Source organism: Propionivibrio soli (assembly GCF_025770765.1).
Lineage (GTDB): Bacteria > Pseudomonadota > Gammaproteobacteria > Burkholderiales > Rhodocyclaceae > Propionivibrio > Propionivibrio soli.
This window is the reverse complement of the sequence record NZ_JANZKY010000003.1, coordinates 97,114-111,672: the sequence shown is the minus strand read 5'-3', so window position 1 is coordinate 111,672 and position 14,559 is coordinate 97,114. Positions and strand designations below refer to the sequence as shown.

General features: G+C 57.6%; 13 protein-coding genes. 7 read left to right on the top strand and 6 right to left on the bottom strand.

Annotated elements, in window-relative coordinates:
- The first annotated feature begins 2 nt into the window (after positions 1 to 2).
- Positions 3 to 953 (top strand): DMT family transporter, encoded by a 951-nt coding sequence (locus tag NZ453_RS04230; RefSeq protein WP_263769136.1) that lies wholly within the window; start codon positions 3 to 5, stop codon positions 951 to 953.
- Between the two features lie 183 nt (positions 954 to 1,136).
- Here NZ453_RS04230 and NZ453_RS04225 read toward each other — a convergent pair whose 3' ends face one another.
- Positions 1,137 to 2,414: an NRAMP family divalent metal transporter gene (locus tag NZ453_RS04225; protein WP_263769135.1), complete on the bottom strand. Its 1,278-nt coding sequence runs from the start codon at positions 2,412 to 2,414 to the stop codon at positions 1,137 to 1,139.
- A gap of 501 nt (positions 2,415 to 2,915) precedes the next feature.
- Here NZ453_RS04225 and NZ453_RS04220 point away from each other — a divergent pair.
- Positions 2,916 to 3,773 (top strand): MBL fold metallo-hydrolase, encoded by an 858-nt coding sequence (locus NZ453_RS04220; RefSeq protein WP_263769134.1) that lies wholly within the window; start codon positions 2,916 to 2,918, stop codon positions 3,771 to 3,773.
- Between the two features lie 32 nt (positions 3,774 to 3,805).
- On the opposite strand, the gene NZ453_RS04215 is transcribed toward NZ453_RS04220, so the two are convergent.
- From NZ453_RS04215 to NZ453_RS04200, 4 genes are all read right to left on the bottom strand, one after another.
- Positions 3,806 to 4,129: a HesB/IscA family protein gene (locus NZ453_RS04215; protein WP_263769133.1), complete on the bottom strand. Its 324-nt coding sequence runs from the start codon at positions 4,127 to 4,129 to the stop codon at positions 3,806 to 3,808.
- Between the two features lie 105 nt (positions 4,130 to 4,234).
- Positions 4,235 to 5,104, bottom strand: coding sequence for a DMT family transporter (locus NZ453_RS04210; RefSeq protein ID WP_263769132.1), 870 nt, complete (start codon positions 5,102 to 5,104; stop codon positions 4,235 to 4,237).
- 239 nt (positions 5,105 to 5,343) lie between these two features.
- On the bottom strand, positions 5,344 to 6,420 hold the full coding sequence (locus tag NZ453_RS04205; protein WP_263769131.1) for an alpha/beta hydrolase: 1,077 nt from the start codon (positions 6,418 to 6,420) through the stop codon (positions 5,344 to 5,346).
- Between the two features lie 133 nt (positions 6,421 to 6,553).
- Positions 6,554 to 7,078 carry a hypothetical protein gene (locus NZ453_RS04200; RefSeq protein ID WP_263769130.1) on the bottom strand — a complete coding sequence of 175 codons (525 nt, stop codon included), beginning with the start codon at positions 7,076 to 7,078 and terminating at the stop codon, positions 6,554 to 6,556.
- Positions 7,079 to 7,288: 210 nt separating this feature from the next.
- On the opposite strand from NZ453_RS04200, the gene ompR reads away from it, so the two are divergent.
- Both ompR and NZ453_RS04190 read left to right on the top strand, forming a co-directional pair.
- Positions 7,289 to 8,029 (top strand): osmolarity response regulator transcription factor OmpR, encoded by a 741-nt coding sequence (gene ompR, locus NZ453_RS04195; protein ID WP_263769129.1) that lies wholly within the window; start codon positions 7,289 to 7,291, stop codon positions 8,027 to 8,029.
- 9 nt (positions 8,030 to 8,038) lie between these two features.
- Entirely contained in the window at positions 8,039 to 9,355 is a 1,317-nt protein-coding gene (locus NZ453_RS04190) for an ATP-binding protein (RefSeq protein WP_263769128.1), read from the top strand.
- 429 nt (positions 9,356 to 9,784) lie between these two features.
- Here the strand turns inward: NZ453_RS04190 and NZ453_RS04185 are convergent, their stop codons facing one another.
- A complete protein-coding gene (locus tag NZ453_RS04185; RefSeq protein ID WP_263769127.1) occupies positions 9,785 to 11,290 on the bottom strand; it encodes a pentapeptide repeat-containing protein in 1,506 nt (501 codons plus the stop codon).
- 124 nt (positions 11,291 to 11,414) lie between these two features.
- Here NZ453_RS04185 and NZ453_RS04180 point away from each other — a divergent pair, with 124 nt between their 5' ends.
- From NZ453_RS04180 to NZ453_RS04170, 3 genes are all read left to right on the top strand, one after another.
- Positions 11,415 to 11,843, top strand: a complete 429-nt coding sequence (locus NZ453_RS04180; protein WP_263769126.1) for a hypothetical protein — start codon at positions 11,415 to 11,417, stop codon at positions 11,841 to 11,843.
- 487 nt (positions 11,844 to 12,330) lie between these two features.
- Positions 12,331 to 13,089, top strand: coding sequence for a replication initiation factor domain-containing protein (locus NZ453_RS04175; RefSeq protein ID WP_263769125.1), 759 nt, complete (start codon positions 12,331 to 12,333; stop codon positions 13,087 to 13,089).
- Between the two features lie 106 nt (positions 13,090 to 13,195).
- Positions 13,196 to 14,413, top strand: a complete 1,218-nt coding sequence (locus tag NZ453_RS04170) for a tyrosine-type recombinase/integrase (RefSeq protein WP_263769124.1) — start codon at positions 13,196 to 13,198, stop codon at positions 14,411 to 14,413.
- The last annotated feature ends 146 nt before the right edge of the window (positions 14,414 to 14,559 follow it).

The window sequence follows — 14,559 nt, the reverse complement described above, 5'->3', positions numbered from 1 at the left end:
CCATGACTGCCGAAACCAAACAACGCTGGCTCCCGTTGCTGGCCCTGCTTGTTCTCTCTTCCATCTGGGGATACACCTGGGTGCTGGCTAAGCAAGGGCTGAGCTATGCGCCGCCCTTCGCCTTTGCCGCCGAACGCAGCATCGGTGCCGCCATAGCGCTCCTGATCGCACTCAAGCTGAGCGGTAGGTCGCTGAAAATGCCCTCACCGCGGGAGACGACCGTCATCGGATTCACTCAGGTCGCGGGATTCATGGTCTTCCAGACCTGGGCTCTCGTTGAAGGCGGCCCCGGAAAAACCGCAGTGCTCATCTTCACCATGCCGATCTGGACGCTGCTGATGTCATGGTTGATCCTTGGCGAGCGCGTGCGCGGCAAGCAGTGGCTCGCGGCGGCCAGTACACTCGCCGGCCTGATCCTGATCATCGAGCCGTGGAACATGCACACCAGCCTGCTCAGCAAAGTGCTCGGCCTCACCGCCGCGATCTTCTGGGCGGTCGGCTCAATCCTCGTCAAGCGGCTACGGTCGACACGGGCGGTCGATCTGTTGTCTTTGACCACATGGCAGATGGTTGCCGGTGCCGTCCCGTTGACGCTGCTCGCGATCCTCGTTCCGGAGAGGCCAACCGATTGGACGCCACACTACGTCGGGATCCTCACCTTCATGTCCGTCGCCAGCATGGCGCTGTGCTGGCTGCTTTGGATCTACATCCTGGACCGCGTACCCGCGTGGGAAGCCAGCCTTTCGGTACTTGGCACGCCGGTCATCGCGATCTTCTCGTCTCGCCTGAGCCTCGGCGAGGAATTCTCGGTCCCGGAAATCGCCGGCATCCTCCTTATCGGCAGCGGCCTCGCCCTGCTTTCATTGTTCGGCTGGGCAGCGGCCCGGAAGAAAACGGCGGCCCCCGCTGTTCGGCCGCCACAGTTAGCGGTCGAGGGCTGCCCCTCGAAGTAAGTGACGAGAGAACGGACACACACGGAGTAATACGGAAGACCCAAACGCCATGGCGAGGAGGATGACAGCGGCGTCCTCCCTGGCGTGGTGTCCCCCTTCGCATTGCTTTTGCTCACCCGTCGTTTTCCCCCTTCGCGTACCCGCCAGCCGGTAGAAACGCACGACGGAAACGATCCTAGTTGCTCATAGTTCCGTAACGAGCATGAAAGCCACGGCGAGCGCCATCACTGCCGTGGCAGACCAGCCGAAGAACCGGTGGCGCGGGGTCATTGTGAGATGGCCCATGATTTCTGCAGACTGACCGATCCGCATCATCACGAACATGATCGGCACGGCAATGACTCCGTTCACAATCGCGCTCCAAACAAGCGCCTGGATCGGGTCCACCTCCAGCAGCCCCATGACCGTCCCCATGGCCGTTGCCGCAATGATGATGCCGTAAAAACCCCGCGCCTCATGAAAACCGCGTGACAGCCCCGCCCGCCACCCGAACACGTCGCTCACCGCGAATGCCGCCGAGCCGGCCAACACAGGCACGGCAAGCAATCCGGTACCGACAATCCCGATCGAGAACACCGCGAAGGCGAATTCGCCGGCAATGGGTTTGAGAGCTTCGGCCGCCTGGGCTGCTGTAAGGATCTGGGTGACTCCGTGTTCGTTAAGCGTGACGGCTGTGGCGAGGACGACGCACAAGGCAATCGCATTCGAGAAAATCATGCCGATGTACGTGTCCTGCTTGATTCGGTACAAATGCTCCGCCATATAGGCGGGGTTTTGTCGCAAGTTCCTTGCATCAGGCCGGCGCAGGCCGTCTTCGACCTCCTGTGCTGCCTGCCAGAAAAAGAGGTAAGGGCTGATCGTCGTACCGAGCACGGCGACCACGATCGAGGCGTAGTCGTTGACCGATGTCGTCGCGGGTAGAAAATTCCACGGCGAGATTGATTCGACGACCACCTGCTTCCATGGGATAGAAACCGAAAGAATGACGGCCACATACGAAAAGAGCGCTAATGTGAGCCATTTGAGCCCACGGACCGTGCCTTCGTACGAAAAGAACACCTGGCCCGCCATCGACAAGACACCGAAGCCGACGATATACAGCGCGGCATGCCCGCCCACGAGCAGGCGAACCGCCTCGCCCATGGCGCCGAGATCGGCCGCGATGTTGATGGTGTTGGCAAGGACGAGCAATGCGACCAGACTCACGGTGAGCCAGCGCGGACAGGCCTTGGCGATATTCGCGCCCAGGCCCTCGCCAGTGGCCCATCCGATGCGCGCCGAAAGCATCTGGATTCCGATCATGAGGGGCGTCGTGAGCAGCAATGTCCAAACCAAACCGAAGCGGAATTGCGAGCCCGCTTGCGAATACGTGGCAATTCCGCTCGGGTCGTCGTCGGCGGCGCCGGTGATCAACCCCGGCCCGAGATGGCGGACGATTCCATTGATTTTCTTCGAGTTCATTTGCGCTCCCGCGAGTCTCGCCGACGGTTACGGCATCGACTATCAAAGGCACGAGAAGTGCCGTGAAGTAACGAAACAGGAGCAGGAACGGGCGAATCCGGGGCTGCTCGCTGGACGACAAACAGTTGAGCCTTGACGTCCAGCGATTGCGAAGGCGCTATGCCTACGCGTACATTTGAATCGTCAAGGCGTGCGACTTGGGCCTGAGTTCATTGAAATTCCGGATAATTTGAACGCTGCGGATTATCCACCAAGCGTACTGCTCATGGAAGCACCTTGGCGGCTTGCCGGGAGGCGGTTTGGAATCAACGTGGAAACAGCGTTCGCTGCGTTATGGCATTAAACGACCGCTGGATGGAGTTCGACCTTAAAGCGCGCCCGGCATTGTTATTGAAGATGATTTCAGGTTTCCGGCACGATAGCGGATTGGTGGAAGCTGAATTCGTCCGCACGGCGACCTTCTAGCAAACAGAACAGTTTCAGGGAATGAGAGCGTTACGCATGAAAAAGAAAGATTACGTGGAGATCTCTTTGGTCGTCGACAACGAAGCCAACCCCGGGCTGATGGCCGAGCACGGCTTCGCGGCGTGGGCGGCAATTGGCGACGATCGTCTTCTGTTTGATACCAGCCAAACCGCTGCTCTGGCTCACAACGCATCCCAACTTGGCATCGACCTTTCCTGCGCCGATTTACTCGTTCTCAGCCATGGTCATTATGACCATACGGGAGGCCTCCCCACGTTTCTGGAATCCAATGAGCATGCGACAGTATGCTTTGGGCGAGGAGCAACGCAACGGCGTTTTAGTTGCCACCCCGATCAGCCACCTCGGTCGATCGGTATGGACGATACTGTTTCGAGCCTTATCCAGAACCTCGCCTCTTCTCGTCGTAAAGAAATCACCGATTGGTGTTATCTGTATCCACACGTCGGCGCAACGGGCCCTGTTCCCAGAACGACTCCGTTCGAAGACACGGGCGGTCCGTTCTTTCTGGATGCGGGCAAGCGTCAAGTCGACCTGATCGACGACGACCTTTCTCTATGGTTCGAGACCGACGCCGGATTGGTGATTCTTTGTGGCTGCAGCCATGCTGGGGTCATCAACACCGTGCAGTACGTTCGCGACGTGTCCGGGGTCGAGCGGGTACACGGCATCATTGGCGGATTCCATCTTCTTCAGGCTTCCGAAGAACGTTTAAGGGAAACCATCGGTTTCCTCGATCGTTGCCGACCGGACTTCCTGATTCCCTGCCATTGCACGGGGGAACAAGTTGTTGAGCGCCTCAAGAGTGAGTTGGGCAAAGATGTGGTCAGAAAAGGATTCGCGGGGATGAAGATCCAAGCCGGAACTCTTGGATAGTCCTCCTGGTTGCGCCATCCGATCATTGCGCCTTACACATAGAAGCTATCGCCGCATCCGCAATGCTTCGTCGCGTTCGGGTTGTTAAAGGCAAAACCACTCGCCGTTCCTATCTCGAGGTAATCTATTTCAGTGCCGTCAAGCCAGACCATGGATCTCGGGTCGACATAAACCTTCGCGCCATTGCTTTCAAAGACCTGATCGCCGGCTTCCTGGTGGTCGACGAAGACCAGCCGGTAAGCCATACCGGAGCACTCCGAAGACTGCACAATGACTCGGATACCTAAGCCACCGCCCCGGTCAACAAGGTCGCTCTGGATTTGTTTTGCAGCGCGAACTGTGAGTGTGAGAGCCATGCGCATTCTCCGTTTTATTTTTGGCATATGCTAACATAAACGCATTTCCCCGAACACTTCGGATGTGCATGAATCGCTGAAGTCCGCTAAGCAACCGCCCGGCAGTCAGTGCCTGGCAAGTGCCAGGCAGGACACTCCGACAAGAATCAGTAACGCCCCCAGGACAGCCGTCGCACGAATCCGCTCCCTGAGTATCAGCACGCCGAACGCCATCGCGAACAGAATCGACACTTGCCGCAGCGGTGTCGCAATGCTGACGTAGACTTCCTTGAGGGCGGTTCTGAACAGCATGAAGGAAAGATAAAGTGCGACGCCGCCCACGAGAACAATCGGCCATGAGGATAGGTTGATAGAGGGCCGATCTTTGGTAAAACCCAGGGCGATCAGCATGTTGAGCGTCATGAACAGAATGATGAAGCCCAGATAGGCCGAACCGGTAAAAGCCCCGACGCAGGCCTTGTCGAAGATCGCCCCGATCGAATAGACAAAGGATGCCGCCAACGCCCAACGAGCGCCGGCGTATTCGCCAGCCCGCGAGAACACTCTCCTCACCTCCTTCCATGAGAGCGCGTTGAGCTTGATGCAGCCCGCTCCCAGGAAAGTGAGCAGAATCCCGGCAATGGCCTGTAGACCGAGCCGCTCGGAAAGGAACAGGGCAGCCCACACGGGGATCAGCACGGGACCCAGGACTGTCAAAGGGTAAAGCGACGAAATGTCGCCCATCCGGTAGGCCTTGTTACAGAACATCTGGTACATCACATAAAACAGCGCGGCCAGAAAAACAATGGGAAGTGCCTGCCAGGGCACGGTCCCCAGCCCTCCGTCCCACCAGACCTTACCCCACGCGACAAGGGTGGCCACTACGAAAAAGCCAGACAAGAGGTAGTAGTCCCGGGCTCGTGTCTTCATGAGTGCGTTATAGGAGGCATGCATGAAGGCAGAGCCGACGATCATCAACAAATACTCGAGCTGCATTACGCGAATTCCCCGCGGCAAAACCGACCGTTTCGGCGGCAGGCATGCCGTTTTTGATTCTGAATTCCGGCTTCGTAGGCGTTCGCCAGCCGGTTTGAGATTCTGCTTTTCGAACTCTACCGGAGCGGCGCCGTCGGCGTAAGCAGAGTGGCGTCTCGGTTGCGGGGATATGGAGTGCTCAGATTTTTCTCGGGTGTGACTTTCTGATCGCTGCAGCCTGACGAAACGTCCGGTCCAGACTACTTCAGCAAACGGCCAACGACCGGATCGAGCGCCGCCATGAACGCCTCCACCTCGCGGGTGTAGTCGCCTGGCAAACCCAATTCCTTGTTGATCGCACCATGGTTCTTCGCCTCGGGCAACACGGCGGCCTTGATGCCCAGGCCGTTGCTCTTCTCTGCATAGGTACGGGCCTGGCCACAAGGGTCGTCTTTGCGCGTGGTCGAGCAGACGCCGAGCCAGGGCGCGGCCGAGCGGTCGAGCTTATGGAACGGCGAGGCCGCGATCCACTCCGCGTCCGCGTTGCCGAACGCCTCGCGGTAGCGCACCCTGAGGGACGGATAAACGTTTGGCATCTGCCGGACGACATCGATCGCGCCAGCATCGAGCGACACCGCGCCGAGGATCGGCGCCATGCCGTTGGTCTGCCGAATCGACGCGTCAGCATTGACCAGCGATACGAGGTGCGCGCCCGCCGAGTGGCCCATCAGAATCAGCCGCGCCGGGTCGCCGCCCCATTCCCGCGCTTTCGATTGCACGAAGGCCGCTGCCCGAGCGATGTGATTCGCCTGCGCCAACGCATTGCTGCCATCGGCGACCATCGGATAGTTGGCGGACACGAACACGAAGCCCTTGGATACCCACCGCGAGACCTTGTTTTCGGTTAACTGCGCGCCGCCCTTGTCGCCCACGCACCACCCGCCGCCATGGACCATCAGGATGATCGGCGCCTGACCGTTGCCACCGCCGTTCTTCGGCAAAAACACGTCGAGCTTCTGCAATGCCTCGCTCCCGTAAGACACGTCTTTCACGTCCGGAGTCGGCCCGGGGTTCCTGCCCTTGGCGCGTTTCTGTAAGCGGTTCACTTTCTGTGACCATTCCGCGCAACTCAGGGCATTGCCACCCATGTCGGCCATTTCGCCGTTTCCGTTGCCCATCTGTGAGTCCGTACCTTCGTTGCCCGCCTCACGGTGCACTTGACGTTCCTGCACACGCTCTCGAATGCGGTCCCGCAGCGGCCCGGCCTGTACACCGGGCAACGGAACGGCGATCAGTGTCGCCAGCAAGGCCATGAAAAGACGTTTTTTGATCATCATTGATGCTTCCCTCGAATTGCGTGGAGATTCCGCCCAGCTCCCCACACCGACGAACGCTAGATCCGGTCCGTAGCCTTGTGTCGGGCTATTGCCGAAGTAGCGCACCACCCGCCGTATTCCAGCACCTCCTGCTTCACCGACAAGGCACACTGTTACCGGACGCATCGGTACACGATGCACTGTGCGTCAGTCCCGTGTTCTTGTCGTAGCTGGTGCTACCTTGATAAGTTCCGCCATTAGCGCCGGTCGCTGTTGTGGTGCGGCTTTGCGTAATGCCGTCTTCGGTCTTCGTAAAACCTCCGCTACTCTCGACGCTCCCCTTGGCGCCGTTGGCTGCCAGACGACCTTGATGAGTCACCGTGCCATCGTCACTCCGGGACGTCGTTCCAGTCCGCGCGCCTGTCGCGCCGTCCGGCCCGCGGAAAGCCCTACCACTCGCCACCGTGCCGTTCCCCATCCCGTCGGTCTGAATAGCGCGGCCTCTGGCATAAGCACCACCGTTCGGCCCACGGGCAGCGGCAGCACGTCCGCCACTAAAACCGCCCTCTGGGTTGGCAACCACTCCCCCTCCATGAATCCTGCCCGCTGCCTCGGCAGCAGGAGTGGTCAGCAGCACCATGGCAGCCGCCACGGAAAACAATGCACCCATCGTCTTCATATTCGTCCCTCGATAATGGCGGATCGCCAGCCGATCCGATGGCCGCACTGTATCGCCGGAGGTTTTTCGGAAACGTAACAAGCAATGATGAGATTCACGCCAATAGTTACAGGCCCCGGTGTTTGTAACCGTTGGTAAACATTTCGCCGATACTGACCCCGCGTCCTGATAGCATGCGTCGCAGCCCTTACTAACCGACGACGGAGCGTCATGGAAGGAAAAATCATCATCCTGGATGACGAAGCCGAATTGCGGGCCTTGCTTCAGCGCTATCTCGGCTCCAATGGTCTGACGGTGCGTAGTGCCGAGGACGCAGAGCAACTGGACCGTCTGCTGGCCCGCGAGCCGTTCGACGCTCTGATCCTCGACTTGATGATGCCAGGCGAAGACGGACTTTCCATCTGCCGGCGCCTGCGCGCGCGAGGAGAAACGATTCCGATCTTGATGCTCACGGCCAAGGGTGATCCGGTGGATCGCATCATCGGGCTGGAAATGGGGGCCGACGACTACCTGCCCAAACCCTTTGACCCGCGTGAGCTCCTCGCCCGCCTGCACGCCATGCTGCGGCGCCAGGAGATGGCAGGAGCGGTTCCGGCGGCTCAGCGCAACGGGCGTGTCAATTTCGGCCCGTTCGTTCTGGACCTTGCTGCGCGGCAGCTCGCGCGCAACGGGGACCCGGTCCCCCTGACTTCGGCCGAGTACGCCGTCCTTGCCGCCTTGGCTATGCACCCTGGCCGTCCACTAGGGCGCGAACGCCTGCGCACGTTGGCCCACGGACGCGATCACGAAGCCACTGAGCGTAGCGTCGATGTGCAGGTACTGCGTCTGCGCCGGCTGATCGAAGAAGACCCAAGTTCGCCGCGGTACATCCAGACCGTTTGGGGTATCGGCTACCTCTTTGCGCCCGACGGCTCGGCGCGTAACGACGCTGGCGGCCAACCCGCTAACTAACGATTCCCGATGCCCTGGCCCCGCTCCCTCTTCGGCAGAAACGTTCTCCTGCTCGTCAGCCTGCTGATCGCCAGCCAGATCGCCTGGCTCACACTGTTCCGCGTGATGGTGCAAGTCCCGCGTCTGGAGCGGTTGGCAAGCTACGTGCTGGAACAGGATAGGTTGCTTCAGATCACCCTGAAACGCACTCCACCCGCCGAACGGCAAGAGGTGCTGGCTGACATATCGGCTCAAGGCGAGACCCGCCTACTACCGGCGAGTGAAGCAGACGCTCGTTTTGCAGAACGGTCCGACAACCGAATCGCACGGCTTTTCTCCCCGATGAGCCGGGCACTCGGCCCGCAGCATCCCGTGTATTGGCAGCGTGACGGCGAACACCGTCTCTGGGTCAAAACCCAACTGGACGGGCACGACTACTGGATGGGGTTTCCCAGCGCAGGCCTTATTCCGACAGCCGGCAGATTGCTCGTGGCAGGCTCGCTCGCGACGCTCGCACTCTCCCTGCTGGGTGCCTACCTGATCCATCGGCGGCTACACAAACCATTGACCGAGCTCGCCGCAGCAGCCTCCGCCGTGGCGTGCGGAGAAACCCCGCCGCCGCTTGCGACCGCGGGGCCAAGCGAGATCGCCGCCGTCGCCGTCAGCTTCGACCAGATGACGAAGAGCCTCGCTCGTGCCGAACAGGAGCGCACCCTCATGCTCGCTGGGGTCTCGCATGATTTACGCACCCCGCTGTCCAAGCTGCGCCTGTGTATCGAAATGCTGCGCAATGGCGCCGACCCGACACTCATCGAGAGCATGGTTCGCAGCATCGATACGGCCGACGCGGTAATCGGTCAGTTCGTGGATTTCGCGCGGATCGGCAGCGACGAGGAACCACAATGGTGCGATCCAGCGGAGCTTGTCACATCGGTCGCCCGGGAATACAAGGGCAAGCCCGGGTGCCATGTGACCGCAGACATCCATCCGGTTCACCCGGTGTTCGTCCGACCCGTCGCCTTGCGTCGTGCCATCGCGAATCTCGTAGAGAACGCCTGTCGCTATGCGGGGGGAGAAATTGCGCTGCGGCTCGAAAGCCGGGACGGGCACGCGCTCTTTTCGGTGCTGGATCATGGCCCGGGCGTCCCCCAATCCGAACTGAGCCGTATCCGGCAACCTTTCACGCGCGTGACGGCCGCGCGCGAAGGTTCGCCGGGTACCGGGCTGGGTCTGGCCATCGTCGAGCGGATCGCTGCACTGCACCGCGGCTCGTTGAAAACAGAGAACCGGAACGGTGGTGGCTTTGTAGCGACCGTTGAACTACCCATTGATGCGACGCCGCACTAGCAACTAATGCCCAGCGAGTCCTGTTTTCGGCCGACCGTGTCATCCAGCACAATTGGCTAAAACATCCCATCGCGCCTCACGGAATTAAGAAAACTTGAAGCGCTTAGCAGCGACCTTCCTTGATCGCCTCTGAATAAAAAAACCCGCAAAGCTTCTTGGCTCGCGGGTTTCTTAATGTGTCCTGGCGGAGAGGGCGGGATTCGAACCCGCAAAAGGACGTTCGGCGCAATCGTTGTCACGGCAGACTGCCGAAATGCTGCCTAAGCGGAAACAACACACGAGCAGGAGTCGGCCAATCAACTTCTATGCTCTCAGACGGAGGGTACGCAAATTACCCAATATGACCAGAACCCTCGTAGACCAGAACGGTCGTGCAAAGGCGCAATGTGACTTCAGCGCCAGTTGGGTGCGGTAATGTCCTGCGCACTGTTAATGCCGTTTTGTTCTTGCTCTAAACGCAAGGGTTACCATTGTGGCTTGAACGACGCCTAGGATTCGGAAGACAGCGTCAAGCCAGCCTTGCACCAAACCGCGATTATCACCGGCAGCACCGGCTTGAAACAGAAGAGTCTTAAAAGAAGCTAGCCCTGTCTGGGATATATCAGATAACGAGGGAAGCGATCCGTTGGGTGTTTGAAGCAGAAGCGTAAGACTTAAGTACATCAGTATTAGTAACACCAAAAAGCGGAATGCCACCCCAACACTAGATCCGTAGCGGCTAACGCTGCTGTAGAGTGCAAGAACACTGAATATATGCCGGCGCAAGAAGCCAAGTTGTAACCTCGCGGCATCCATCTCGCCAATATAAAAGTCAGTTGCTTTATCGAAGCTACGATTCTCTTCCAGAGCAACCCGAACGTTTCTGCAGGTCTCTTCAAGAGCTGGTAGCGTTTGGTATCTGAACGGCCCATCATTTGAAAACCTAACAAACTCTTCGTCGCGAATGCCGTTTCTTCGAAACGCAGGTTGCCACCACGTAGTATCGATAAACATCGCTCCTCGGAGATTGGTTCCAAGAAAAAGAACGTTTGATAAATTGACTTGAGAGAAAACGGTTCGCTCCGGTCGCAAGAACAGAGAGTTTTGGAATTGCGCCTCCCCGTCGAACACTCTGAAAACCGTTGTATCTGGGTCACGCGTCGCGAACTTACGTTTAATTCCTCTGAGCTTTTTCCCAAGTGTCTTCATGTTAGATTGAAGCTTATGCGAAGAAGCCGCCCATTCTCGCGAAAGCCACGATCGGGCACGCAACAACTCGGACCGAGCGATATCAAGTAGTTTTCGAGGCTGTGCGCCGTTCACGTGAATCGTCGCGCTGCCGCAAATACTGAAAGCAACCACGGAGTCAATCCGAAGCGCTGTATTTCTCCAGCCGGCAAAAGTGGCGCTATCGTGGAAAATTGTGCTGTTGAAATTGGCAAGCCCAGAAAAGCTCGCGCGAAAAGTGGCTTGTCCGTGGAATTCTGCGCCAGGAAACGAGGCTACAGACCTAAAAAAGACTTGTTGGAAGAGAACTGAGCCATCAAAACGACACTGAGCGAAATTTGCTGCCTTGCAAAATGTTACGTTCTTTAACGTTACCCCGCTGCCAAATACAGTATTGGAAAGATCTACTGGCTCCCGGAACATCACCTTGTCTAAGGTTAGGCAACCGTTAAAGCGGCACCGCTGAGCGTTTATAGGAAAATCAACCTCCGGCGGCAGCGTGACCCCTTCAGGAAACGCGAATCCGTACCAATTACCATCCTTAGCGGCGATCAGCGCGGAAAACTCGTCCGCAAAAGAAGGGGCATCCAGGGCAGCGGCTCCCTCGGGCAACTCATATCCGACGTGGAAGGTGCAATGGTCGAAGCCCTCCCGCGCTGGCCTGCAGCATTTATTGCCTTCAGGGGTGGAAAATGAACAGAGTTTGATTGGCGAGGATTCGATTGCCATTGCGTATGTCATTTTTCTGATGTATCGGCGACAGAATTCTACGCGGAAGTACGAAGATAGTAGCGATCAACGTACGCGGGCAAACGTCCCTGACGGCAGGAAAAGGGTTGATAGTTACCCCTTCATGAGTTATCGTTACGTAACCAAATTTGCATTGAACGCCATGCCCCTTACCCAAGCTGAGGTTCAAAAGAACCTGCACCGCCTTGCTCCGTCCAGTCGCGAGCGAGCGGAACAACTCTATGACATAGAACGGCAAGCTACTGCTCGGTTTTCAGGCCAAATTGACGAGTTAGAAGCGGCGATTGGAATGCTTCATTTAGGCGACCATATCGGGTGGAAGCCGTTAGTCTTAATTCACAACAAACGAACCATTCGCAAATACGAAGAAATTCTTGGCATCCAAATCCGCGATTTCTTTCCGGAAGAAGGGCCAAGCGCTGAACGATCTTTGGGGTACAAAATTGCCACGAAGATAGGCAATTTCTGGAAGGCCGTGAGTGGCGACATCAAGAGTGACGAATTAAAGGCGCAACGCCGAGAAATCGCGTAAGGGTAAATAGATACCCTTGACAAAGGAGAATACATACCCCTATATTGAGGGGTATGGAAAATCCTTCTCCAGCCGCGTCGGACTCACCAGAAAAAACAACCGGCCTCGGGCTGACCGCACGGATTGCCGCGCGAGCGGCAACCGTACGGTCAAACGAGGCCGGAACTGTAGCGCTTGAGTCCGCAGAAGCCGTAGAAGATGGCTCGTCCCCCCGTCTGGTAACACGGGAACACGGGGGGAAAGTTTATTCACCCCCTATCCCGTACATGGTGCCGAAAGTTACCAGTTAGTCACTAATGGTCATCGCGCCTGGATAGAAAGCACCCCTCAACCGCTAGCAGACGTTCTTCCATTCGCCGCTCTGACCGACTGGCTCAACGTGACGTTCCCGTTCGAGGGATCGCCCTCCGCGATAGGCGAGCTTGTTCGACACGTTGAAACTCATCTCACCCATAAGCTGGGAGGTTTGAAGGATCGAGGTCGAGGCATGCACGGATATGCCCACTCTTTCGACTTCGACCACGGCGGCGCGAAGTTCGCATACGGGGGCCAACGAGGTACCGCCCTTCTCTCACTTCCCGGTTCCGCATGCGCCTTGGTGTCCGATTGGGGCCGGGCTTACATTTTTCTCAAAGACGTGTTGCACGCCCGCATTTCTCGTTGGGATGGTGCCGTGGACGACTACTTAGGCACGCACTCAGTTGATATGGCGATGGCATGTTACCTGAATGGCCGATTTGGGACAGGCGGAAATCGCCCATCAATGAGGCAGGCCGGAAATTGGGCAGAACCGGATGGGAACGGGCGAACACTCTATGTAGGCAAGAGCGAGAACGGCAAGATGCTCCGCGTCTACGAAAAGGGCAAGCAACTCGGAGACAAGAACAGCCCTTGGGTTCGGTGGGAGGTTCAGTTTGGAAACCGAGACCGAGTAATACCGCTGGAAGTCCTGATCCAGCCGGGACCATACGTTGCTGCGGCGTACGACTGCATGAGCTGGGTTTGTGAAGAAGCAGTTCGTATTCGTACGGTGGCTCGTACGGGTCAAATCGGCTACGCATGCCTACAGCATTATGCGAGCGTCGCTTATGGCGACCTTATCAACGTGATGATGTTTGTTGAAGGTGACGCCGCGGCTGTAATTGAAAAACTGCGTCGCCCCGGAGTTCCAAAACGGTTGAACCTACCCGATATGGGCGTCTCCTTAGCCGACCTAATCAGACAGCCGAATGACGGGCCGGCTTAGCCATGATCCGCTACAAGACCATACACCAATTCTCTACGGAATCCGGTTATACGGAATACGCCATTCGGGGAAAAATTCGCGACGGTGTTTGGCTAGAAGGCCGTGTATGGAAGCGCGCACCGGATGGGCACGTGCTAATCGATATCGAGGGGTATCACCAATGGGTGGAAAACGGCAACGGCTTGGCGTGCGCGCCATCTCAGATTCGTCGATCCAGATCGACTTTACCTACCGTGGTCAAAGGTGCCGCGAACGCATCAAACTCCCCCCCACCCCTACAAATCTAAAGCGAGCCGAACTCCACCGTGCAGCGATTATCGACGCTATCGAGCGTGGGACGTTCGACTACGAAACCACATTCCCTGACTCGCCTCGTCGATTTGCGTTTGCGGACTATCAGGGCGCCGGGTACCGACTCGAAGACTACTTAGAAACATGGCTTAACAGGCAGCGGCAACACCTGAAAGCAAGTACGTGGGATGACTACAAGAAGATCGTCTTCAACACCTTGGTACCGGCTCTCGGAAGGCATCGCTTGACCGACCTGAAACGCTCGCATATTAGAGAATGGTGTGAGAGCCAGAACGTCACAAACAAGCGATTAGCAAACGTGCAAAGCGTTCTGCGAGCCGCATTGCAGGATGCTGTTAATGATGACCTGATTCAACTCAACCCGCTCTTCGGTTGGAAATTTGCGAGGAAGGAGGCTCCGAAACCTCTGGATGACGTTGATCCATTCACCGCTGACGAGCAGGCAGCAATTCTCGATTCATGCGCTGAGCCGCAACACCGAAACTTGTTCCAATTCGCGTTTTGGACTGGCATGAGAACCTCGGAACTGGCTGCGCTTGAGTGGGGAGACATCGATACGCGGCGCGGCATCGCTCGGGTCAGTCGTGCAAAAACTCAGGCTGCCGACGAGCCAGAGGGGACAAAGACACGCCGGGGAACAAGAGACGTTAAGCTGCTTACCCCTGCCCTCAATGCACTTGAAGCGCAGAAGCAATTTAGCTTGCTGATAGGAAGGGAGGTCTTTCTAAATCCGCGTACCGGCGAGCCGTGGGAAGGTGATCAGCCAATTCGACATTCCGCATGGGTACCAGCACTGAAACGCGCAGGAGTACGCTATAGGCGCCAATACCAGACACGGCACACGTTCGCCTCGATGATGCTAACGGCCGGTGAGTCGCCGGTGTGGTTGGCTCAGCAAATGGGGCATAGCGACCTAACCATGATTGCAAGAACATACGGGCGATGGATTACCGATGCAGCACCAGAGGCCGGAAATCGAGCCGTAGCGATGTTTGGGCGACAGACGTTGTAGATGACAAAACGCCTAACGCTGCGATGACAGCCAATGGAATCGAATCTTTCGTGTCGATGAGAACCAGTTGGAGGAAAGCATGACAGGAGCAAATGGATCGAAGAACATTTACGAAATGTACGTCCAAAACGGCAATCGCTGTGGAT